Source organism: Kitasatospora sp. NPDC034533 (assembly GCF_055575155.1).
This window is the reverse complement of record NZ_JBVITE010000043.1, coordinates 1-21,857: the sequence shown is the minus strand read 5'-3', so window position 1 is coordinate 21,857 and position 21,857 is coordinate 1. Positions and strand designations below refer to the sequence as shown.

At 71.6% G+C, this 21,857-nt stretch carries 19 protein-coding genes and 1 riboswitch; of the genes, 9 read left to right on the top strand and 10 right to left on the bottom strand.

Annotation, left to right across the window (positions count from 1 at the left end; translation table 11 throughout):
• The first annotated feature begins 10 nt into the window (after positions 1-10).
• From ACZ55U_RS26055 to ACZ55U_RS26045, 3 genes are all read left to right on the top strand, one after another.
• The gene (locus ACZ55U_RS26055) at positions 11-916 is read left to right on the top strand and encodes a sugar ABC transporter permease (RefSeq protein ID WP_465529509.1); all 906 of its coding nucleotides are present in this window, start codon (positions 11-13) and stop codon (positions 914-916) included.
• Positions 917-1,025: 109 nt separating this feature from the next.
• The gene (locus ACZ55U_RS26050) at positions 1,026-2,723 is read left to right on the top strand and encodes a glycoside hydrolase family 13 protein (protein ID WP_465529507.1); all 1,698 of its coding nucleotides are present in this window, start codon (positions 1,026-1,028) and stop codon (positions 2,721-2,723) included.
• A 25-nt stretch (positions 2,724-2,748) separates the two neighbouring features.
• A complete protein-coding gene (locus ACZ55U_RS26045) occupies positions 2,749-3,768 on the top strand; it encodes a LacI family DNA-binding transcriptional regulator (RefSeq protein ID WP_465529505.1) in 1,020 nt (339 codons plus the stop codon).
• 385 nt (positions 3,769-4,153) lie between these two features.
• Here ACZ55U_RS26045 and ACZ55U_RS26040 read toward each other — a convergent pair whose 3' ends face one another.
• Positions 4,154-5,515 carry a transglycosylase family protein gene (locus tag ACZ55U_RS26040; RefSeq protein ID WP_465529503.1) on the bottom strand — a complete coding sequence of 454 codons (1,362 nt, stop codon included), beginning with the start codon at positions 5,513-5,515 and terminating at the stop codon, positions 4,154-4,156.
• Positions 5,502-5,672: riboswitch (cyclic di-AMP (ydaO/yuaA leader) on the bottom strand. It overlaps the preceding gene by 14 nt.
• A 502-nt stretch (positions 5,673-6,174) precedes the next feature.
• Positions 6,175-7,134, bottom strand: coding sequence for a sirohydrochlorin chelatase family protein (locus ACZ55U_RS26035; protein WP_465529501.1), 960 nt, complete (start codon positions 7,132-7,134; stop codon positions 6,175-6,177).
• Between the two features lie 553 nt (positions 7,135-7,687).
• Here ACZ55U_RS26035 and ACZ55U_RS26030 point away from each other — a divergent pair.
• Entirely contained in the window at positions 7,688-7,951 is a 264-nt protein-coding gene (locus tag ACZ55U_RS26030; protein WP_380699987.1) for a DUF397 domain-containing protein, read from the top strand.
• A 373-nt stretch (positions 7,952-8,324) separates the two neighbouring features.
• Here the strand turns inward: ACZ55U_RS26030 and ACZ55U_RS26025 are convergent, their stop codons facing one another.
• The gene (locus ACZ55U_RS26025) at positions 8,325-8,900 is read right to left on the bottom strand and encodes an ATP-binding protein (RefSeq protein ID WP_465529499.1); all 576 of its coding nucleotides are present in this window, start codon (positions 8,898-8,900) and stop codon (positions 8,325-8,327) included.
• A gap of 416 nt (positions 8,901-9,316) precedes the next feature.
• On the opposite strand from ACZ55U_RS26025, the gene ACZ55U_RS26020 reads away from it, so the two are divergent.
• The gene (locus tag ACZ55U_RS26020) at positions 9,317-10,183 is read left to right on the top strand and encodes a helix-turn-helix domain-containing protein (RefSeq protein ID WP_465529497.1); all 867 of its coding nucleotides are present in this window, start codon (positions 9,317-9,319) and stop codon (positions 10,181-10,183) included.
• An 80-nt stretch (positions 10,184-10,263) separates the two neighbouring features.
• On the opposite strand, the gene ACZ55U_RS26015 is transcribed toward ACZ55U_RS26020, so the two are convergent.
• Positions 10,264-10,830 (bottom strand): TetR/AcrR family transcriptional regulator, encoded by a 567-nt coding sequence (locus ACZ55U_RS26015; protein WP_465529495.1) that lies wholly within the window; start codon positions 10,828-10,830, stop codon positions 10,264-10,266.
• Positions 10,831-11,098: 268 nt separating this feature from the next.
• Entirely contained in the window at positions 11,099-12,619 is a 1,521-nt protein-coding gene (locus ACZ55U_RS26010; protein WP_465529493.1) for an MFS transporter, read from the bottom strand.
• Between the two features lie 87 nt (positions 12,620-12,706).
• On the opposite strand from ACZ55U_RS26010, the gene ACZ55U_RS26005 reads away from it, so the two are divergent.
• Positions 12,707-13,138, top strand: coding sequence for a MarR family winged helix-turn-helix transcriptional regulator (locus ACZ55U_RS26005; protein WP_465529491.1), 432 nt, complete (start codon positions 12,707-12,709; stop codon positions 13,136-13,138).
• Between the two features lie 72 nt (positions 13,139-13,210).
• On the opposite strand, the gene ACZ55U_RS26000 is transcribed toward ACZ55U_RS26005, so the two are convergent.
• From ACZ55U_RS26000 to ACZ55U_RS25980, 5 genes are all read right to left on the bottom strand, one after another.
• Entirely contained in the window at positions 13,211-14,158 is a 948-nt protein-coding gene (locus ACZ55U_RS26000) for a M56 family metallopeptidase (protein ID WP_465529489.1), read from the bottom strand.
• A gap of 155 nt (positions 14,159-14,313) precedes the next feature.
• Entirely contained in the window at positions 14,314-14,868 is a 555-nt protein-coding gene (locus ACZ55U_RS25995; RefSeq protein WP_465529487.1) for a DUF5134 domain-containing protein, read from the bottom strand.
• Positions 14,869-15,200: 332 nt separating this feature from the next.
• Positions 15,201-15,959, bottom strand: coding sequence for an amino acid ABC transporter ATP-binding protein (locus ACZ55U_RS25990; RefSeq protein WP_465529485.1), 759 nt, complete (start codon positions 15,957-15,959; stop codon positions 15,201-15,203).
• Positions 15,956-16,840, bottom strand: a complete 885-nt coding sequence (locus tag ACZ55U_RS25985; protein WP_465529597.1) for an amino acid ABC transporter permease — start codon at positions 16,838-16,840, stop codon at positions 15,956-15,958. The genes ACZ55U_RS25990 and ACZ55U_RS25985 overlap by 4 nt, the downstream gene beginning before the upstream one ends.
• A gap of 104 nt (positions 16,841-16,944) precedes the next feature.
• Positions 16,945-17,832: an ABC transporter substrate-binding protein gene (locus tag ACZ55U_RS25980; protein WP_465529483.1), complete on the bottom strand. Its 888-nt coding sequence runs from the start codon at positions 17,830-17,832 to the stop codon at positions 16,945-16,947.
• Between the two features lie 530 nt (positions 17,833-18,362).
• On the opposite strand from ACZ55U_RS25980, the gene ACZ55U_RS25975 reads away from it, so the two are divergent.
• Genes ACZ55U_RS25975 through ACZ55U_RS25965 form a run of 3 tightly spaced genes read left to right on the top strand, consistent with a single transcriptional unit; the run spans position 18,363 to position 21,591 of the window.
• A complete protein-coding gene (locus tag ACZ55U_RS25975) occupies positions 18,363-19,763 on the top strand; it encodes a DUF6421 family protein (RefSeq protein ID WP_465529481.1) in 1,401 nt (466 codons plus the stop codon).
• Entirely contained in the window at positions 19,760-20,518 is a 759-nt protein-coding gene (locus ACZ55U_RS25970) for an SDR family NAD(P)-dependent oxidoreductase (protein ID WP_465529479.1), read from the top strand. The genes ACZ55U_RS25975 and ACZ55U_RS25970 overlap by 4 nt, the downstream gene beginning before the upstream one ends.
• Positions 20,515-21,591 carry a threonine aldolase family protein gene (locus tag ACZ55U_RS25965; protein ID WP_465529595.1) on the top strand — a complete coding sequence of 359 codons (1,077 nt, stop codon included), beginning with the start codon at positions 20,515-20,517 and terminating at the stop codon, positions 21,589-21,591. The genes ACZ55U_RS25970 and ACZ55U_RS25965 overlap by 4 nt, the downstream gene beginning before the upstream one ends.
• The last annotated feature ends 266 nt before the right edge of the window (positions 21,592-21,857 follow it).

Here is a 21,857-nt window from a genome sequence, read left to right as displayed (position 1 = left end):
GGTACCCCCGATGAGCACCACCACCGAACTCCCGGCCCGCGCGGCGACCGCCGCCCCGGCCGCCCGACCCGCCAAGGTCCGCCGCCGGGACGAGCGCAGCCCGCTGTCCCGGGCGCTGTCCCACGGGATCCTGACCCTGGCCGGCCTGATCGCGCTGTTCCCGGTCGCGTGGATCCTGTTCGTCTCGCTCGGCCCGGACAAGAACGACTACCTCCACCCCGGCCGGATCCTCGACAAGCTCACGCTGTCGAACTACCAGCACGTGCTGTCCGACACCGACTTCTTCACCTGGTTCGGCAACGCCGTGCTGGTCTCCGGCGTCACCACCGTGTTCGGCGTGCTGTTCGCCGCCACCACCGGCTACGCCGTCTCCCGGATGAAGTTCCCGGGGCACAAGCCGCTGATGTGGTCGCTGCTGGTCACCCAGATGTTCCCGATCGCGGTGCTGATCGTGCCGATGTACACCATGCTCTCCGAACTCGGCCTGCTGGACAGCTACACCGGCCTGATCCTGGTCTACTCGACCACCACCGTGCCCTACTGCGCCTGGCTGCTGAAGGGCTACTTCGACACCATCCCGGTGGAGATCGACGAGGCCGGCCGGGTCGACGGGCTCACCCCGTTCGGCACCTTCTGGCGGCTGATCCTGCCGCTCGCCCGCCCGGGCCTGGCGGTGGCGGCCTTCTACTCCTTCCTCACCTACTGGGCCGAGGTGCCGTTCGCCTCCACCTTCATGCTCAGCTCCGACAAGTACACCCTGGCCGTGGGCCTCCAGACCTTCGTCAGCGAGCACGACGCCCAGTGGAACCTGATGGCCGCGACCGCCGTGCTGATCGCGATCCCGTCCGCGGCCTTCTTCTACCTGGTGCAGCGCCACCTGGTCACCGGCCTGACCGCCGGCGCCTCCAAGTCCTGACCCGCCGCCGCTCCGTACCGAGGCCCCACGCCGCGTCGCGCCGCCACACCGTCGCGCGACCCAACGTCCCAGCGCCTTCCGCTCCTCTAGTCCCCAAGGGATACCGTCCATGACCCAGAACCTGGCCGACACCTCCCGGCCTGCCGCCGACACCGCTCACGAGGCGAACGTCAGCGCGTCCAGAGGCTGGTGGCGGGACGCGGTCATCTACCAGGTGTACCCGCGCAGCTTCGCCGACTCCAACGGCGACGGCATGGGTGACCTGCCCGGCATCCGCAGCCGCCTGCCGTACCTGCGCGACCTCGGAGTGGACGCGGTCTGGCTCTCGCCGTTCTACGCCTCGCCGCAGGCGGACGCCGGCTACGACGTGGCCGACTACCGCGCGGTGGACCCGATGTTCGGCACCCTGCTGGACGCCGACGCCCTCATCCGGGACGCCCACGACCTGGGCCTGCGGATCATCGTCGACCTCGTGCCCAACCACTCCTCGGACCAGCACGAGTGGTTCCAGCGCGCCCTGCGCGAGGGCCCCGGCTCCCCGCTGCGCGACCGCTACCACTTCCGCCCCGGCAAGGGCGAGCAGGGTGAACTGCCGCCCAACGACTGGGAGTCCATCTTCGGCGGTCCGGCCTGGACCCGCACCGCGAACCCGGACGGCACGCCCGGCGACTGGTACCTGCACCTGTTCGCCCCGGAGCAGCCCGACTTCAACTGGGAGAACCCGGCGGTCGCCGACGAGTTCCGTTCGATCCTGCGGTTCTGGCTCGACATGGGCGTGGACGGCTTCCGGATCGACGTCGCCCACGGCCTGGTCAAGGCCCCCGGCCTGCCCGACCTCGGCGGCGCTGACCAGCTCAAGCTGCTCGGCAACGACGTCATGCCGTTCTTCGACCAGGACGGCGTCCACGAGATCTACCGCAGCTGGCGCAAGATCCTCGACGAGTACCCGGGTCAGCGGATCGGCGTCGCCGAGGCCTGGACCCCGACCGTCCAGCGCACCGCCAACTACGTCCGCCCCGACGAGCTGCACCAGGCCTTCAACTTCCAGTACCTGGGCACCGATTGGGACGCCGCCGCGCTGCGCGAGGTGATCGACCTCTCGCTCGACTCGATGCGCCCGGTCGACGCCCCCACCACCTGGGTGCTGTCCAACCACGACGTCACCCGGCACGCCACCCGGTTCGCCAACGAGCCCGGCCTCGGCACCCAGATCCGCACCCCCGGCGACCGTCAGCTGGGCCTGCGCAGGGCGCGCGCCGCCACCCTGCTGATGCTCGCGCTGCCCGGCTCGGCCTACGTCTACCAGGGCGAGGAACTCGGCCTGCCGGACGTCACCGACCTGCCCGACGAGGTCCGCCAGGACCCGTCCTTCTTCCGGCAGGCCGGGCAGGACGGCTACCGCGACGGCTGCCGCGTCCCGATCCCGTGGTCCGGCACCGAGGCCCCGTACGGCTTCGGGCCGGTGGCCGGCGGGCCGTCCTGGCTGCCGCAGCCGGCCGAGTGGGCCGAACTGAGCGTCGAGGCGCAGACCGGAGACCCGAACTCCACCCTGGAGCTCTACCGCAGCGCGCTGGCCGTCCGCCGGGCGCAGCCCGACCTCGGCGCCGGCAGCGAAGTCGAGTGGCTGGACAGCGCCGAGGGCACCCTGGTGTTCCGCCGCGGTTCCTTCGTCTGCACCGTCAACACCTCCGGCGAGCCGGTGCGGATAGCGGCCCCGGGCACGCTGCTGCTGGCCTCGACCGACCTCGTGGTGGACGGCGGCGAGACGGTGCTCGCTCCGGACAGCACCGGCTGGTGGGCGGTCTGACGTGGTTGGAATAGGCTCTGGGACCGTGACTACGGCGCGACTCTCAGACATCGCGGCACAGGCGGGGGTCAGCGAAGCCACCGTCTCCCGCGTACTCAACGGCAAGGCGAACGTATCCGCCGCCACCCGGCAGACCGTGCTGGCCGCACTCGACGTGCTCGGGTACGAGCGGCCGACCCGGCTGCGCCAGCGCAGTGCCGGGCTGATCGGGCTGATCACGCCGGAGCTGAGCAACCCGATCTTCCCCGCGCTGGCGCAGGTGATCGAGCAGGTGCTCAGCCGGCACGGCTACACCCCGGTGCTGTGCACCCAGACGCCGGGCGGTTCCACCGAGGACGAGCTGGTGGAGATGCTGGTGGACCGGGGCGTGGCGGGCATCGTCTTCGTCTCCGGGCTGCACGCGGACACCACCGCCGACCACGACCGCTACGCCCGGCTGGCCGGGCGCGGGGTGCCGTTCGTGCTGATCAACGGGTACAGCGAGAAGATCGACGCGCCGTTCATCTCGCCGGACGACCGGTCCGCGATGTGGATGGCCGTCCAGCACCTGGCCGAACTCGGGCACGAGCGGATCGGGCTGGCCGTCGGCCAGCGCCGGTACGTGCCGGTGCTGCGCAAGATCGAGGGATTCACGGCGGCGATGCGCGAGGTGCTCGGCTACGGCCGGGAGGAGGCCGAGGACCTCGTCCACCACACGCTGTTCAGCGTGGAGGGCGGGCACGCGGCGGCCGGCGCGCTGCTCGACAAGGGCTGTACCGCGATCGTCTGCGGGAGCGACATGATGGCGCTCGGGGCGATCCGGGCGGTGCGGCAGCGCGGGCTGTCGGTGCCGCAGGACGTGTCGGTGGTCGGCTTCGACGACTCGCCGCTGATCGCCTTCACCGAGCCGCCGTTGACCACGATCCGCCAGCCGGTCGAGGCGATGGCCACGGCGGCGGTGGACGCCCTGCTGGAGGAGGTCGGCGGGAACGCGGCCCAGCGCGGCGAGTTCATGTTCCAGCCGGAGCTGGTGATGCGCGGGTCCACCGGGGCCTGCGCGCGCTGAGCGTCGGCCGTCATGGCCGCCACGTCGGACGGACGGGCCCCGGAGGGCGGTTGCTCTCCGGGGCCCGTCGGCGCTTCGCCGGTCCGGGTCCCGGTGCGACGGCCGCGTGCCGGGTAGTCGCGCAGGACCGGTTCGACGGCCTTCTGGGGGAGCCGCCGGAGGGCGGGGCGCATGATGCGCCGGGGAACGGCGGAACCCCCGGGGAGAGCGACCAGACTCTCCCCGGGGGTGGCGGATGGTCAGCGTTCGGTCCGCAGCGGGTGGCTGACGGCTGATGGGAGACAGATGACAGCTGACAGATGTTGAAATCTGTTATCTGTTATCCGTCATCTGTCAGCTGTTCCTTGTCGGCTGCTACCGCGCGTCCGTCAGCCGTTCGCCGTCCTCAGACCCGGCCGGCGAAGTCCGGGGCCCAGTTGGCGATGCTCTGCTCGCGCACGCCCGAGCTCGGGTTGGCGGCCTCGACGTACTTGCCGTTGCCGACGTAGATCGCGACGTGGTACACGCCGGAGTCCTTGCCGTTGTTGGACCAGAACAGCAGGTCGCCCGGCTGGAGGCTGTCCAGCGAGACGTGGGTGCTGGCCGCGGCCTGGTCGGCGGCGACGCGCGGCACGGAGATGCCCGCGGCGCGCAGCGCGGCCTGGGTCAGGCCGGAGCAGTCCCAGCCGCCGTTGCCGGTGCCGCCGTACACGTAGGCCTGACCGACCTTCGACTCGGCGAAGGAGACCGCGGCGGCCATGCTGCCGGTGGCGGCCGGAGCCTGGGTCTGGGGCTGCGCCGGGGCCGGGGTCTGCGGGGCGGGCTTGGCGGCGGCGGGCTTGGCGGCGGCCGGCTTGGTGGCGGGCGTCTGGGCCTGCGCGGACGGCTGGGCGTTCACGGCACCGCCGTTCGCGGACTGGCCGGCCTTCCGCGAGCGGTCGGACCGGGCGGCGTCCGAGCCGGACTTGCCGTCGATGGACAGGTGCTGGCCCGGGTAGATGGAGTCCGGGCCCTCGGTCAGGGTGGCGCGGTTGAGCTCGTACAGCCGCTGCCAGCCGCCCTGCACGTTGTGCTGGTCGGCGATCGAGGACAGCCAGTCGCCCTCGACCACGGTGTAGTCGCCGCTCTGGGCCTGCTGCTGACGCTTCTGGACCCAGTTGCTCGCGGCGGAGCCGGAGGCGGCCTGAGCACCGTCCTGGGCGGGCGCGGCGGGCTTGGCGGCCGGGGCCGGGCTCTGCGGGGCGGGCTTGGCGGCCGGAGCGGCGGGCTTCGCGCTCTGGGCGGGCTTGGTGGCGGCCGAACCGGCGGTCGAGCCCGCCGTGGTGTCGACCGAAGCGGTCGAGCCCGCCGTGGTGTCGACCGAAGCGGCCGCGCCGCCCTTGGTGAGGCCGGCCTTGACCGAGCAGACCGGCCAGGCGCCGGGGCCCTGCGAGGCGAGGACCTTCTCGGCGACGGCGATCTGCTGGTCCTTGGTGGCCAGGTCGGCGCGCGCGGCGTAGGCGGTGCCGCCGAAGGCGGCCCAGGTGCTGGAGGTGAACTGGAGGCCGCCGTAGAAACCGTTGCCGGTGTTGATGCTCCAGTTGCCGCCGCTCTCGCACTGGGCGACCTTGTCCCAGGTGGCGACCGTGGCGGCGGAGGCGGTGCCGGAGGTGAGGCACGGGACGGTGAGTCCGACGCCCGCGACGCCGAGGGCGGCGATCACGCGGCGGGTGCGACTGGACAGGCTGTTGCCGTTGGTGGGCAGCATGAAGACGCGGTCCTCTCCCACGCCTGCGAGGTGAGCTGTCGGATTCGGGCTGGAGTTGCCCGGCCGCGCGGTGAGCGCGGCTTCACCCCTAGCCCTGGACCGTTCCGGGGATCGGTCCGGGGCGACTTACCTGTGGGTCCCCCGCTCCTGCCGTGGTGCGTTTTCGCGCTGCCAGGACATCCGACGGCAGGACTCGGCGTCGCGGATGAACCGGGTTCGTGTGGTCACGAACGGGGAGCACGTTAATCAGACTCAAGTTCAAACTGCAAACCTTGTGATGCGCATCACGGTTTAGCGGGAAGTACCAAAAGGCGATTCTTCCAAGATCGCAAATGATCGTTTTCCGGCAATGTCGTTGAGGAAATCGACAACTGGCTTCGCTTCAGCCATGACGTGACGGCGCGTTGAGGCGCGCGGCGGCGCACTCCGGAGGGCATGGGGGCGGCCGCAGGCCGGGCGCCCGGCCATGTGCGGTCCATTTCCTTCTAAATGGCTTCAGAACGGACATTCCGCTTCATCGGCACTCAACTCCTGAAGCGGTACGAGATGTGTGATGAACGGCGAGAAGCGGCGAAACACCGCGAGGGGCGACGGGAGACGGCGAGCAGGGGACGCCGAAGGGCCCGGAGCGCGAACCGCTCCGGACCCTTCGGCGCGCGCGAACCGGCGCGCGGTGTCGCTTACTGCCCGGCGAACCCCTGGGCGGCCGCATGGGCGCCGCGAGCACCCTCCACGGCCCCCTCGGCCTCGGCGGCGGCCGCCGCCTCCGCCTCGGCCCGGGCCAGGTCCTCCGCGGACGGCGCGGGCAGCGCGGCCAGGTAGGTGGAGGCGATCAGCTGGCCGACGGACGGGTACGCGCCCAGCGGCGCGGCCGACGGGCAGCCGGTCTCCTCGGCGGCGGTGGCGAGCAGCTCGGAGTCCGCCTCCGGGCCGATCACCAGCGGTGCCAGCGCCGGGCGCTGCGAGCCGGTGTCCTTGAGGTGGTTGACGGCCGCGGCGACCGAGCCGGGCACGTCGAGCGCGGCGGCGACGACCGGCACGGCCAGTCGGGCGGCCAGCAGCACGCCGGTGATGCCGGCCGCGGCGGCCGCGTCCTCGCCGCCGACGGTGGTCAGCACCACGCCGTCCGCGGCGGTCGCGATGGCGAACAGCCGGGCGCGGTCGGCGCGGGCCAGCCCGGCCTCGGACAGCCGGACGTGCACGGCCTCGGCCAGCAGCGGGTGCGGGCCCAGCGGGTCGGTGACCGGCGCGCCGTACTCGGCGGCGAGCGCGTGAAGCTCGGTCAGGAAGCTGTGCGGGCCCGGCACCAGGGGCACCAGGATCGGCATCGGCAGCCCGGTCTCGGCGGCCAGCACCAGTAGCTCGGCCACCGTGCGCTCCTCGCCGTCGGCGGCCTCGGAGCCGTTGCCCGGGAGGTAACCGACCGCCGCCTGGACGCCGTTCTGCTCGGTGCGGACGACCGAGAGCAGCTCCTCGACGACCGAACGGGACTCGGGCCCGGCGGTCGCGGGCACGGCGAGCACCAGGGCCGGGGCGCCGGCCGGGATCTCGGGGCGCTCGGGACGACGGTGGCGCCCCCGCGCACGGGAGCCTGGAGTGCGGACGGGCAGTGGCGCGCCCGGGATGGCTGCGGTGCTCATGCCGGAGATCGTAGGACATCGCCCCGTCCGGCTTGCAGTCGGCTGCCGTACGGGTTTCGCGCGGTCGTGGTGCGGACTCGGTGTGTCTCCGCCACCGTTCAGGCGCTTTGCCTACAATCCGGACATTCCTCTCCCAACTCGGCGCGAACCGTCACAGTCCTGACGCCGTCCGGGGCGGCGGGCGTTGCACCCGTGGCGCGTGAGATGTCTCACAGCTCAAGAGGCGCTTGACGGAGGGTCACGGGGGGGCGACTCCCGGCGTTCGAAGATCAACATTCAGCGGGGAGGTGCTCACGGCCGGTTATCGCGAGCCCGACGATTCCATGGGCTATGTCCGTTTACGTACCGTCAGGGGAAGGGGGCATGGCGAGTTCGGGGCCGCGAATGAAAGGCCTTGTGCACCTGCACTGTCCCGTGCTGATGCACGTGCACTGCGGCTATCATCACGTCAAGTGAGGCGTTGTGCCGGGCCGGTACGGGGCCGGTCCGTTCGTTCGGCGGTGCCGGGGGCGCCGCGCTGGACGACAACTCCGGAGCTCTTCGGGAGATTTCTATGCACGACTCGCAGGACACGCACGGCTCGTACGACACCTACAACGGGATGGCCGCCGCCGATCTCCGGGGGGTGGTCTGGCAGAAGAGCCTGCACAGCAACTCTCAGGGCAACTGCGTCGAGTTCGCCGCCCTGCCGGGCGGCGATGTGGCGATGCGCAACTCGCGGTTCCCGGACGGCCCGGCGCTCATCTACACCCGTGCCGAGATCGCCGCACTGCTGCTGGGCGCGAAGGACGGGGAGTTCGACCACCTGGCGGTCTGACCGACCGTCGTGCTCCACACATCGGGGGGCCGTCGTGGGTGCCGACACCGCGACGGCCTTTGTCTTTGTCGCCCGTCCTTCCGCTTGCGCCCGCGGGCCCCGGTGAACCGGCCGGCCCGCAGGCCCGTGGCGCCGGAAGGGCCTCGGCGGGGCCTGGCGGAAGAGCCCGGGGTGTGGTCCTCCCGGGGCTTCCCGAACCGGCCGAACGCCGAACGCCGCGCGGCCTGACCCGGGCACGGGGCTGCTCCTGACCACGGGTCCTGATCCCATCGCACGGCCCGACCCGGCCATGCGATCCGGCCCGGCCGCGAGGCCTGGACCGGGTGTGGGACGTGAACCGGGTGCGGGACCCGGTCCGGGCGCCGCACCCCTCCTAGGCCGAGCGTCGATGCCGTCCGCCGGCGTCGACCGGGCCGTCCAGCGGCGAGCGACCGCCGAGCTCCGGGTGGCCGTCCAGCGCGGAGCCGCCGACCGCCTGGGCCTCGAACATCGCCCAGACCACCTTGCCGCTGCCCAGCGGGTGCCAGCCCCAGGAGCGGCTGAACGACTCCACCAGGTGCAGTCCGCGGCCCGATTCGGCGACGAAGTCCGCCTCCCTGGCGATCGGCCCGAGGCTGCTCGGATCGCTCACCGCACAGACCACCTGGGGCGCGCGGTGCACCAGGCTTATTCGGATCGGCAGCCGCCCCTCCGGGGTCGGCTGTATGGGAAAGTCGTACTCGCCCTGGGCGCCGCCCGACGGGTCGGGCCGTGCGCCGATCGCATGCCGGAGCGCGTTGGTCACGAGTTCCGAGGCCACCAGCGCGACGTCGTCGAACAGTTCGGTCAGGCTCCAGCGCTGGAGCGTGGTCCGAGCGAAGTCGCGCGCGGTTCTGACGGCTTCGAAGCGAGGAGCGAGCGTACAGGTGACCACATGGGGGTCAACCGCCAAAGCCGTACCGGTGCTCATGAAGAGCTCCTCCCATAAGGGGGCGGACACGGCTGGACCCGCCGGGGTCATGCCGGTCACCTCCGACTCGCTCGGCCGCTCGGCCGCCCCTCGACCAGGCGCGCGCGCACTCGAACGCCCGATGACGCGGGGACGTCGTCGGGTCGGTGCACGGAGTCGCGCGTGGGGTCGACGCGGAGCCCGCGGGATTGCCAGGGATGTGCAGGTGCACGTGCACCATGGTGGTGTGCGCTCACTGCAGATGCAAGAGTCGATTCACGTGCAGTCGCACTATTGGCATATGCAAGCGCCGGATGCACGTGCATCCTGGTACATGGAGTGGAGAACTGATAGGAACATCCGTCAGTATCGGCACCGTGAGCGCTCAACTGATGGCAGACTGTGCGCTGTTTGCCCTAGGTGGAGGTTTCGACCGCATGACCACAGTTCAGCCGGGCGGCGGCTCGATGGTCCGCCGGATCCTCCTCGGCTCGCAGTTGCGGCGCCTGCGTGAGGCGCGCGGCATCACCCGAGAGGACGCCGGGTACGCGATCCGGGCCTCCGAGTCCAAGATCAGCCGCATGGAACTCGGCCGCGTCAGCTTCAAGGAGCGCGACGTCGCCGACCTGCTCAGCCTGTACGGCGTGGACGACGGCATCGAGCGGGAAGCCCTGCTCGGCCTGGTCCGCGAGGCCAACAAGTCCGGCTGGTGGCACAGCTTCAACGACGTGCTGCCGGGCTGGTTCCAGACCTACGTCGGCCTGGAGGAGGCCGCCCAGCTGATCCGCACCTACGAGGTGCAGTTCATCCCCGGACTGCTCCAGTCCGAGGAGTACGCACGGGCGGTTTTCGGCCAGAGTCGGCCGGTCATCCACGAGGACGAGGTGGAGCGGCGGGTCAGCCTCCGGCTGCGCCGCCAGAAGCTGCTCACGGAGGGCGCCAGCCCGCGCCTGTGGGCGGTCATCGACGAGGCCGCGCTGCGCCGGCCGGTCGGCGGGCCCAAGGTGATGCGCGGTCAGGTGCAGTACCTGATCGACATCGCCGAGCAGGCCAACGTGGTGATCCAGGTCATGCCGTTCCGCTTCGGCGCGCACGCGGGTGAGTCCGGGGCGTTCACGATCCTGCGCTTCCCGGAGCAGGACCTCGCGGACGTGGTCTACCTGGAGCAGCTCACCAGCGCGCTCTACCTGGACAAGCGGGACGACGTGGACGCCTACGTCCAGGTCATGGAGCGGCTCTGCGTGGACAGCCTCACGCCGGAACGCACCATCGACCTGCTCGCCTCGATCCTGAAGGAACGCTGAGCCGCTGCCGTCAGGGGCCTGTGAGACTCCCTCCCTCGCGAGGCCCCTCGGCAGTCGGTCGCCAGGCCGCCCACCCGCCGTCAGCCGCGGGCCGGCGGCCTCTCGCGTTCCGGCGGGTCCGGCTGCGGCGGGAGGCCCAGCTCCCAGTCCAGGTCGTAGCGGCGGAAGAGGTCGGCGCGGATCGGTGCCAGCGGGATCTCGGCGCCCGGCAGCAGCACCCCGATGCAGCCGCCCATCAGCGCGCTGCGCAGCACCGCGTGCTCGGCGACCGGATCGGGTGCGCCCCAGTCGCGCAGCAGCCCCTGGAGGATGGCGCCGAGCTGCTGCTGCTCCGGGTCCTGGACGAAGGCGCCGGTGTCCGGGTCGAGGATCAGCGCGAGGTGTGAGCGCATCACCCGGGGGTGGTCCATGGCCAGTCCGAGGACGGTGTCTATCGCCCGGGCCAGCCGGGCGTCGGGGGAGGAACCGGGGTCCAGCTCCCCCAGGGCCTCGGACAGCGACTGGTGCATCATCCGGTGCGTCGCGGACTGCATCAGCAGCCGTTTGCCGTCGAAGTAGTACGAGAGCAGTCCGCGGGCGAGCCCGGCCCGCTCGGCGATGTCCGTCAGCGTGGTGCGCGCGTAACCGTACTGGTCAACCAGTTCCACGGTGGCCCGCATGATGCGTCGGCGGGAGCGTTGCCGCATCTCCTCATTGACCGAATCCCCGCGAGGTGCCATCGTGTCTGCTCCGAACGTTCGTTGGCTCCGAGCCAATATACTTGCGGAGCCGACAGCCGCACCGGGGAACCGTGCCCCGACGGGCACTGCCCGGGCGGCCGCCACGAAGACGGCCGGCTCCACCAACACGGGGGTTTGGTGGAGCCGGCGCCATGGCCCGGAGGTCTGGAAGCAGCGTGCGGGCGGGGACCGTCGGTCAGCGCTTGACCAGGACCTCCGTCCGGGCCGCGGTCGCGGCCGACTCGTCCGACGGGTCATCATAGTCCGTTGTTCGCACGGGAGTTGCATTCCGGCGCCGGTCCACCGCGGCACCCGCCGCCGCGACCACCAGGCCGACCAGGGCGACCACCGTGACGAACAGCAGGGCCGGGCGGTAGCCGTCCAGCTGGGCCTGCGGGCTGTCGCCGCCCGCGCTGCCGGCCGTGATCATCGCGGTCGCCCCGGCCAGCACCACGGCGGTGCCGACCTGGATCGCGGTGTTCACCAGACCCGAGGCCAGGCCCTGCTCCTCGTCGGACACGCCGTCGGTGGCGGCGATGTTCACCGAGGGGAAGGCGAACGCGAAGCCCACGCCGAGCAGCAGCATCGAGGGCAGTACCAGGCCCGGGTAGGAGCTGTGCTCGTCCAGCCGCAGGAACAGCGCGAAGGCCGCGACCAGCGAGAGCAGGCCGATCGGCAGCAGCCGTCCGGTCCCGAAGCGGTCCACGATCGGGCCCATGAAGGGTGCCGAGAGTGCGATGAACGCCCCGGCCGGGAGCAGCCCGAGCGCCATCTCGAGTGCCGACCAGCCGAGCAGGTGCTGGAGGTAGAGGGTGACCACGAACTGAAACCCGCCGTACGCGCCGGTCATCGCGAAGGCGACCACGTTGGCCCGGGCGACCGAGCCGTTCCGGAAGATGCCGAGCCGGACCAGCGGGTGCGCGGTACGGCTCTCAACGAGCAGGAAGGCGGCGGCCAGCACGGCGACGACGAGCAGTGAGCCGAGGGTGCGCAGGCTCAGCCAGCCGGCGCCCTGGGCCTCGGTCACGGTGAAGACCAGCAGCAGGACGGTCGAGGTGCCGGTGATCGCGCCCAGGATGTCGTAGCCGCCCTTGGCGCGCTCCTCGACCGGTCGGGGGAGCAGCCGGACCGCGAAGAGCAGGGCGAGCAGTGCGACCGGGACGGGCATCAGGAAGGTCCAGCGCCAGCCGACCGAGGTGAGCAGTCCGCTGAGCACCAGGCCGAGCGAGAAGCCGCTGGCGCCGCAGGTGGTGTAGATCGACAGCGCGCGGTTGCGGGCCGGGCCCTCCGCGAAGGTCGTGGTGATGATGGACAGGCCGGCGGGAGCGGTGAAGGCGGCACTGACGCCCTTGAGGAAGCGGGCCGCTATCAGCAGTCCGCCGTCGTCGACCAGGCCGCCGACCAGCGAGGCGGCGGCGAAGACGCCCAGGGCCACCAGGAACACCCGGCGTCGGCCGAGCAGGTCGGCGGCGCGCCCGCCGAGCAGCAGCAGGCCGCCGTAACCGAGAACGTAGCCGGAGACCACCCATTGCAGGGTCGAGGTGGACAGGTGCAGGTCGGAGCCGATGGAGGGGAGTGCGACGCCCACCATGGAGACGTCCAGGGCGTCCAGGAACATGGCGGCGCAGAGCACGATCAGGGTCCCCCAGAGGCGGGGAGTCCAGTGCGGCCCGGTGGTTGACGTGGCGCCAGGAGGCGTGACGGTCGCGGTGGTCATGGGGAGCACAGTACATGCGTGTGCATCCAATGCAAGTGAATTAAATGTTAACGCAATAATTGCCGATGCATGTGCTAGGGTGGCGGCGTGGCTGAACTCGACTCACCGGCGGAGGCCGGTCTCGTCGCGCAGTGGCGCGAGCTGCTGGCTCGGCACGCCTCCGCCGCCTGCATGCTCGATCGCGAGCTGGGCGAGCGGTACGGGCTGGGCATGAGCGAGTTCGAGGTGCTGGAGCGTCTCGTCGAGGGATGCGGGGGCAGCGGGCATCCCGTGCGGGTGACCGAGCTGGCCCCGACCGTCCATCTGAGCCAGAGCGCGCTCTCGCGGCTGATCGCCCGGCTGGAGAAGGCCGGGCTGGTCGTCCGCGCGATGTGCGAGAGCGACCGGCGGGGCGTCCAGCTCACCCTGACCGAGGCCGGCCGGGAGCGGTACGAGCAGGCCAGGCCGCTTCACCGTGAGGTGCTGGCGCTGACCCTCGGTGGCGGCCTCGGCCCGGCCTGCGAGGCGTCCTCGGACTGACGGGTCCGGTACGGTCCGGCCTCGCCGTGGGCTGACGGGTCGTCAGCTGGCCGCGCTGGTGCGGCGTCGGCTTCAGAGCAGTGAGCGCAGCCCCGGCGCGGCGGCCAGCAGGACGACCACCGCCGGTGTGGCGAGTGCCGCGACGGTGAGCCGCAGCCGGTGGGGGACGGAGAGGCGCGGCCGGCCGGCGAGCAACCGGTCGACCCGTTTCGGGGACTGTGCCAGGCCGGGCGGGCAGGAGCCGAACACCCCGCGGTCCAGGTTGAGTTCGGCCAGCGCGAGGGCGGTGGTGTGCCTGCCGTGCCGGCGGGCGGCCCGGTCGTCGGCGGCCAACTCGACCAGCTCCGCCACCTGGTCCCGGAAGGCGCTGAACACGCCGACTCCGGGGAAGCCGGAGGCGAGTGCCTGGGCGAACTGCTGGAGCCAGTGGTGCCGGGCCCGCACATGGCCGCGTTCATGGCTCAGGACGGCCGCCAGTTCCCGGTCGGTCAGCTGCTGGAGGGCGCCGGTGGTGACCACCAGGCGGGAGTTCGGCCCGGGCAGCGACCATGCCTCGGGGCGGACGTTCTCCAGCACCACCAGCCTCTCCCGGCGGCTTCGGGCGGTTTCGATGCTGTCGGGCAACTCCGGTGCCCGGGTCGCCAGTTGGGTGTGCCGACGGTGGCGCAGCGCCTTGGCCGTCCGGACCTCCCGGGTGAGCGCCAGCACCGTCTGCAGCCCGCCGGCCGCCAGCACCGCGGCGCACAGTCGGCCCCAGCCCTCGGCGTCCTGGAGGCCGTACGCCGCCTCGACGCCGTGCGGCGCGCCCGCGAACACCAGCGCGCGCAGCTCCGGCAGGGCGGCGGAAGCGGCCAGCAGCAGGGCGAGCGCGCAGCAGAGCAGCACCGCCACCACCAGGCACTGCCACACCAGCAGCGCCAGCACCGGTTCGCGCTCCGCCCAGCGGGCCCGGGCCAGCAGCCTGGGCGCGACGGTCGAGAGCAGCAGTCCGAGCAGTAGCAGGCCGATCAGGGCGGGCATCGATGGGCTCCCCGAGTACGCACGGAGCGCGACAGCGCGCTCCCGGCCAACCTATGCGCTGGCGACGTCCGGTGGAACGGCTTCCGACGGGCCAGTGACCAACGCCACGTCCGGGCCGGGGTTTTGGGGCACCGGCCGGGGGTGGCGCGTGGTCGTCACATGGTCAGGAGCATGGCGAACATGCCGATGCCCATGGCGAGTCGGCACGCCTGCGGCAGTCCGGTGGTGCCCAGTGCGAGGGTGCCCGTCGGGGTGCGCAGCAGCCGGCTGCCGGTCCACAGGGCGTAGCCGCCGAAGTAGACGAGGAGGGTGCCGGTCAGCGCCGGAAGGCCCATGGCGACGGCGTGGTGGTGCTCGTGGCCGGAGGCGGTCGCCATCGCGAGGGCCATGTACGTCATGGCGAGCGCACCGACCGCGTGGTGCAGCCGGTGTCCCCGGCCGGCGGGGGCGTGGGCGGCGGCGAGCAGGAAGACGGCGGCGGGAAGCGCGAAGAGTCCGGCCCAGACGGTGGCCGGCACGGTGGCGCCCGTGACGGCCATCGCGGCCATCCCGATGCCCATCAGGGCCTCGGCGGCGTCGGACTCGCGGGCGAGCGAACGGTGCGCGCCGCCCGGGGCGCAGGGGGAGCGGCGCAGCCGGATCAGACAGGAGGCTCCGGCGCCGGCGGTGAGGAGGGCGAGGAGCCAGTTGACCAGGGCAGGTCCGTGCAACGGCGGCCTCCCGGGGCGGTGGGCGCGGAGGGCGGCGAGGGGGAACGGCGAAGTGCGAACAGGTGTCAGCGAACAGCGAACAGATGATGAAATCTGTCATCTGTCATCTGTCATCTGTCATCTGTTCGCTGTCGGCTGTCCGCCGCCCCCTCGTACGCGGCGACGGACAGCCGGTCCCACGATCACCGCACGCGGGCGGATGCGGCCAGGCGCGTACAGGGGCGCACAGTGGTGCCCCTGGTCGCGAAGACCCTGGCCGCACGCCGGGTCGCACACCTTCGCCCTGGCCCCGTACGGCCCCGTACGGCAACGTCCGCTCCCGGGCGGATGGCTCAGCGCCGGAGCCGACCCGAGGCGACCACCCGGCTGAGGAACTGTCGGGTCCGCTCCTCCTGCGGGTCGTCGAACACCTGCTCCGGCGGCCCCTGTTCGAGCACCACCCCGCCGTCCAGGAAGCAGACCCGGTCGGCGACCTCGCGGGCGAAGCCCATCTCGTGGGTGGAGATGACCATCGTCATCCCCTGCTCCTTGAGGTCCCGCACCACCGACAGCACCTCACCGACCAGCACCGGGTCGAGCGCCGCGGTGATCTCGTCCAGGAGCAGCAGCCGGGGCCCGGTGGCCAGCGCCCGCACGATGGCCACCCGCTGCTGCTGTCCGCCGGAGAGCCGGTCCGGGTACTCCTTCGCCTTGGCCGCCAGCCCGAGCCGCTCCAGCAGTTCCAGGGCCCGCGCCTGCGCCTCGGCCCGGGCGACCCGGTGCACCCGGCGCGGCGCGAGCGTGATGTTCTCCAGCACCGTCAGGTGGGGGAACAGGTTGTACGACTGGAACACCACACCGATCCGGCGCCGCACGGCGTCCTCGTCCGCGCGCGGATCGGTGATCTCCTCGCCGTCCAGGAAGATCGCCCCGTCGTCGATCCTCTCCAGCAGGTTGACGCACCGCATCAGCGTGGATTTGCCCGAGCCGGACGCCCCGATCAGCGCCGTCACCGAGTGCTCGGCCACGCCGAGGTCCACGTCGCGCAGCACCAGCTGGCTTCCGAAGGTCTTGCGCACCGACTCCAGCCGGAGCACCTCGTTCGACGTCACACCGCACCTCCCTGGAGCTGGCGGCGGTTCATCCGGCCGGTCAGCCAGTCGGCGAACCGGGTCAGCGGAATGGTCAGCACGATGAACACCAGCCCGGCCACCAGGTACGGGGTGAAGTTGAAGGAGCGGGACGCGATGATCTTCGCCGCGTACACCGCGTCGATCGCTCCGCCGATCGAGACCAGCCCGGTGTCCTTCTGGAGGCTCACCAGGTTGTTCAGCAGCGGCGGCACCACCCGCCGGACGGCCTGCGGCAGCACCACGTACCGCATCGTCTGCGCGTTGGTGAGCCCCAGCGACCGCGCCGCGGCCCGCTGGCTCGGGTGCACCGACTCGATGCCGGCGCGGAACACCTCCGACACGTACGCCGAGTACGTGAGGACCAGCGCGGCGCCGCCGAGCAGCAGCGGATCGGTGGTCACCCCGGTCAGCCGCAGCGCCGGGACCCCGGTGATCATCACCAGCAGGCAGATGATCATCGGCAGCCCGAGGAAGAAGTCCACGTACGCGGTGGCCAGCAGCCGCACCGGCAGGAAGACCGGCCCGCGCAGCGTCCGCAGCACCGCCAGCAGCAGCCCGAACAGCAGGATCAGCACCCCGCAGCCGAGCATCAGCTCCAGATTGAGCCGCAGCCCCTTCAGCACCTCGGGCAGTGCCTGGCGCGCGTAGTCGAGGTTGAAGAACGTCCGTCGAGTCACCTCCCAGCCGGGGGAGTTGACGACCAGGAGATAGAGGACGACCCCGGTCACCAGGGTCGACGCGGTAGCGATCAGCGCCGAGCGGCGGGCCCGGGCCCGCCGGTACGCCTCGTGCGCCAGCCGCCGTTCGGACGGGCGGTAGTCGTCCTCCGCCGCCGGCGCGAGCGACTTGACCGGCTCCACCACCGTGGCGACGGGCGCGTCCACGCCCGTCGCACCGCCCGGTGTGCAGCCGCCCGCCGCACCACCCGGCGCGTCCCCGCCCGCCCCGGAGCCCAGCTCCGCGCTCACTTCAGCACCGGTGCCGAGACGGCGTCGGACAGCCACTGCTTCTCCAGCTTCGCCAGCGTGCCGTCGGCTCGCAGCGCGTCCACCGCCTGCGAGACGCAGCCGGTCAGCTTGGAGCCCTTGTCCAGCACCAGGCCGAACTGCTCGGCCTTCGCCGTCGACTCGAACTGGCCGACGACCTGGGCCTCCGGCACCTCGGCGCCGGTGATGTAGAAGGCGGTCGGCAGGTCCACCACCAGGGCCTCGATCTGGCCGTTCTTCAGTGCGGCCTTGGCCAGGTCGTTGGAGTCGAAGACGGCCGGCTGGGTGTTCGGCTTGATGGTGCCGGTGATGGTGTCCAGACTCGTGGTGCCGACCTGCGCGCCGAGCTTGGCGTCCTTGAGGTCGGCGATGCTCTTGGCGTTCGCCGCCTTGGAGTCCTTCAGCGCGATCACCGTCTGGCGCACGTCGTAGTAGCCGGAGGAGAAGTCCACCGCCTGCCTGCGCTCGTCGCTGATGGACACCTGGTTGAGGTCGAAGTCGAAGTCCTTGGCACCCGGGGCGGTCGCCTTGTTGAACGGCGCGACCACCCAGCTGACCTTCTCCTTCGGGTAGCCCAGCTTCTCCGCCACCGCGTAGGCCACGGCGGACTCGAAGCCCTTGCCGTTCTCCGGCTTGCCGTCGGAGAACCACGGGTCGTAGGCGGGCTTGTCGGTGCCGATGGTCAGCGTCCCGGCGGTGCGCGTCGCCAGCGCCCCGGGCGCGCAGTTCGTCGCCGACCCGGCCCCGCCCGGAGCGCCGGACGCGGTGTCGGACTTCGGGTCCTGCGGCGCGCAGGCGGTCAGCGCGGTCGCGGCGGCGATCAGCGCGGCCAGGGGCAGTACGGCGGACGGCTTGCGGAGGGTCATGACGGGGCTCCAGGGAAGGACCGGCGGACAGAGGACAAAAGGGAGGGGCGCGGGAGAGCCGTGGTCGGGCGGCCCGCGGTCCGGCGGGTCACTTCCCCCGGTGGCGGCGCCGGAACACACGCGGCATGGTCGGCGTACGGGCCCGCGTCCGCGGCGCCCCCCGAGCCGGATCGGCGGCGGCCGGAACGGCGGCGGCCGGTCAACAACAGCGGCGACAGCGGCAGCGCGGGCCTCGCGCGCGACAGCGACGGCCGACCTGCCGGCAGGAGGGCACCCGGAAGGGGCTGTCGTGGCATTCGGCCACCGTGATCACCGCCGGGAGCATGCCGGGAGGTTCGCATCAGAGCGGCGCATCTGTCCAGAACATCCAGATCACCGTCCACATGCCGGACGACCCCCTTCTCGCCGAAGGATTCGGCGCCGGGGCGGCGGTGCACCGGAACTTTGTCGGCCGTTGCCCTCTTGAACGGGAGAACCTTTCGTACTTATGGTGTCCTCGTTGAAATAACTCCTGTCGAAGTGAGTCCACGATGCAGAATCTTTCGCCAAGGCTCGCTGTGGCGGCCGACGCCCCGGTCTCGACCCTCGCCGGCCACCCGGCCTGGCTGCGCCTGAAGGAGGCCGTCGAGACGCTGCGCCCGCTCCAGTCCAAGGACGGCTCGATCGACCTGTCCGCCGTCCAGCGGCAGACCGTCGACCCGCTGGTCGCCACCGTTCGCGCCGCCATCGAGGAGCTCGCCCCGAACCTCCCGCACGACGCCGCCTACCTGGCCGCCGTCGACGCGGACCTCGCCAAGTGGGCCGACACCGGCTACCGCGAGCCCGACTTCCTGGACTCGCTGCTCGCCTTCCACCCCGCCGACCAGCGCGAGGACGGGCTGGAGCACCTGGTCGTGTTCCCGATGTACACCCAGAACGGCAACCCGGACCGCAACCTGGAAGCCGTCCTGCTGACCGTCGTGTGGCCCGACTGGCTGGCCGAGCTGGAGCGCACCCGCTTCGACAACCCGATGTTCGTGCCGATCACCTTCACGGACTTCACCGCCGGCTACGACACCAACTCCGCCGTGCTCTTCCCCGAGACGGTCGCCGTGCGCAAGGCGCCGGAACGTTTCACCTGGGGCGGCATCTTCTGCGACCGCGAGGCCGCCCGCTTCCGCGCCGTCTCCACCAGCGCCATCCAGCAGCTCGGCCTGGAGATCCCGGCCGACGCCCAGGGCCTGCTCCAGGACCAGCAGCGCGCGCAGGAGACCTTCGTCCTGTGGGACCTGATCCACGACCGCACCCACAGCCACGGCGACCTGCCGTTCGACCCCTTCATGATCAAGCAGCGCAGCCCGTTCTGGATGTACGGCCTGGAGGAGCTCCGCTGCGACCTCACCACCTTCAAGGAGGCGGTGCAGCTGGAGGCCGAGGGCAACCCGCACGCCCGCGACGTCCAGTACGCGGTCCTCTTCGACCGCCTGTTCCGCTTCCCGGTCACCGGCGACCGGGTGCGCAACTACGACGGCATGGGCGGCCAGCTGCTCTTCGCGTACCTGCACAAGCACGACGCGCTGCGCTGGCGTGACAACCGCCTCAGCATCGACTGGGAGCGCGCCCCGCAGGTCACCAACGCGCTCTGCGCCGAGATCGAGACCCTGTACCGCGACGGCATCGACCGGCCGAAGTCGGCCCACTGGATCGCCGCCTACGAACTGGTCTCCCGCTACCTCACCCCGCACCCGGCCTCCACCTGGGCGAAGGGCCCCGAAGCCCTGCCGCTGGACATCACCGACGGCAAGGCCCTCAACAAGGCCCTGTGCGACGCCGTGGTCCCGGACGAGTTCCCGCTGAGCATGTTCTACGAAGCCCTCAACAAGAAGCTGAGCGGCGTCATCGCCGCCACCGCCGGCATCACCGGCGCCGGGATCCAGGGAGCCGCCGCGTGACCACCTCCACCAACGCCCCGCTGGCCGGCAAGGTCATCGCCGTCGCCGGAGCCAGCGGCCCCGCCGGGCGCGCGGTGCTGCGCCGCCTCGCCGCCGACGGCGCCACCGTGATCGGCGCCGACATCGACGCCCAGCGCCTGGAGTCCGCCCTGGACGCCACCCGGGTGGCCGTCCGCGGAGCCAAGGTCAGCGGTCAGGTGATCGACCTGCTCGACCCGCAGGAGGTCCACGACTGGGCCGACCACCTGGAGTCCGAGCACGGCCACGTCGACGGCCTCTTCCACCTGGTCGGCGGCTGGCGCGGCGGCAAGACCTTCTTCGACACCCGGCTGGACGACTGGGACTTCCTGCACGACACCGTCGTGCGCACCCTCCAGCACACCTCGCTGGCCTTCCAGCCGGCGCTGGTCCGCAGCCCGGCCGGCCGCTACGCGATGATCTCCGCCGCCGCCGCGCACAAGCCCACCGCCGGCGGCGCCGCCTACGCGGCCGCCAAGGCCGCCACCGAGGCGTGGACCCTCGCCATGGCCGACTCCTTCAAGAAGGAGACCACCGCCCCCGACGGCGAGCCCACCGCGGCAGCTGCGATCCTGGTCATCAAGGCGCTGGTCAGCCCGGAGATGCGGGCGGAGAAGCCGGAGGCGAAGTTCGCCGGTTTCACCGACACGGCCGACCTCGCCGGACACCTGGCGGGCCTCTGGGACCGCCCCGCAGCAGAACTGAACGGACAGCACCTGTGGCTGACAGCTCGATGACCGACCTCACCCGTACGGACGCGGTACGGCGGCACGACCCCGCCGTCCGCGGCTTCGCCAGCGACAACTACGCCGGCGTGCACCCCGAGGTCCTCGCCGCGATCGCCCTCGCCAACGGCGGCCACCAGGTCGCCTACGGCGAGGACGACTACACGGCACACCTTCAGGACGTCTTCCGCCGCCACTTCGGCGAGAAGGCGGAGGCCTACCCGGTGTTCAACGGCACCGGCGCCAACGTGGTCGCCCTCCAGTCGCTGCTCCCGCGCTGGGGCGCGGTGGTGTGCGCCCAGACGGCCCACATCCACGTGGACGAGGGCGGCGCCCCGGAGAAGATGGGCGGCATCAAGCTGCTCACCGTCCCCACGCCGGACGGCAAGCTCACCCCCGAGCTCCTCGACCAGGAGGCCTGGGGCTTCGGTGACGAGCACCGCGCGCAGCCGCTCGCCGTCTCCATCACCCAGAGCACCGAGCTCGGCACGCTCTACACCGTCGACGAGATCCGCGCGATCACCGAGCACGCCCACCAGCTGGGCATGCTCGTCCACGTGGACGGCTCCCGCCTGGCCAACGCGGCCGCTTCGCTCGGCCAGCCGCTGCGCGCCTTCACCACCGACGTCGGCGTCGACGTGCTGTCGTTCGGCGGGACGAAGAACGGTCTGCTGTTCGGCGAGGTCGTGGTGGTGCTCAACCCCGAGCGGGTGCGCAACATCAAGTACCTGCGCAAGACCTCGATGCAGCTCGCCTCGAAGATGCGCTTCGTGTCCGTCCAGTTCGACGCGCTGCTCTCCGGGGACCTGTACCTGCGCAACGCTGGCCACGCCAACGCCATGGCCCGCCGCCTGGAGGCCGCGGTCCGCGAGATCGACGGCATCGAGCTGGTCCGCCCGGTCCAGGCGAACGCGGTGTTCGCGATCCTCCCGCGCGACGTGAGCGAGCGGCTCCAGAAGCGCTACCGCTTCTACTTCTGGAACGAGCACACCGGAGAGGTGCGCTGGATGTGCTCCTTCGACACCACGGAGGCCGACATCGACGCCTTCGCGGAGGCCATCGTCGAGGAGATGGGCCGCGCCTGACGGCGTCCGACCGCGATCGTCCCGTCCTGCGCCAGCAGGGCGGGACGATTTGCATGTGGCGGGTCGGTGCCCGTACAGTTCCGGAGTCGCCGCGGGAGACCGGGGCTGACAAAGCGGAAAGCAAATCCGATGAATGAAACTCCGGAAAACGGAGCGGAAAACGTCTGATAAGCTGGAAACACGAAAGAACGAAGCCCGGAGGGCCTGCCGGAAGGCGGTCCGAAGGAAGCGTCCGTTCCTTGAGAACTCAACAGCGTGCCAAAAGT

Coding starts and splice junctions, on each gene's coding strand:
- ACZ55U_RS26010 (WP_465529493.1), bottom strand. CDS start 12,619: ATGACCACCGCGACCGTCACGCCTCCTGGCGCCACGTCAACCACCGGG.
- ACZ55U_RS26050 (WP_465529507.1), top strand. CDS start 1,026: ATGACCCAGAACCTGGCCGACACCTCCCGGCCTGCCGCCGACACCGCT.
- ACZ55U_RS26035 (WP_465529501.1), bottom strand. CDS start 7,134: ATGAGCACCGCAGCCATCCCGGGCGCGCCACTGCCCGTCCGCACTCCA.
- ACZ55U_RS25980 (WP_465529483.1), bottom strand. CDS start 17,832: ATGACCCTCCGCAAGCCGTCCGCCGTACTGCCCCTGGCCGCGCTGATC.
- ACZ55U_RS25975 (WP_465529481.1), top strand. CDS start 18,363: ATGCAGAATCTTTCGCCAAGGCTCGCTGTGGCGGCCGACGCCCCGGTC.
- ACZ55U_RS26020 (WP_465529497.1), top strand. CDS start 9,317: ATGACCACAGTTCAGCCGGGCGGCGGCTCGATGGTCCGCCGGATCCTC.
- ACZ55U_RS26000 (WP_465529489.1), bottom strand. CDS start 14,158: ATGCCCGCCCTGATCGGCCTGCTACTGCTCGGACTGCTGCTCTCGACC.
- ACZ55U_RS26030 (WP_380699987.1), top strand. CDS start 7,688: ATGCACGACTCGCAGGACACGCACGGCTCGTACGACACCTACAACGGG.
- ACZ55U_RS25965 (WP_465529595.1), top strand. CDS start 20,515: ATGACCGACCTCACCCGTACGGACGCGGTACGGCGGCACGACCCCGCC.
- ACZ55U_RS26055 (WP_465529509.1), top strand. CDS start 11: ATGAGCACCACCACCGAACTCCCGGCCCGCGCGGCGACCGCCGCCCCG.
- ACZ55U_RS26025 (WP_465529499.1), bottom strand. CDS start 8,900: ATGAGCACCGGTACGGCTTTGGCGGTTGACCCCCATGTGGTCACCTGT.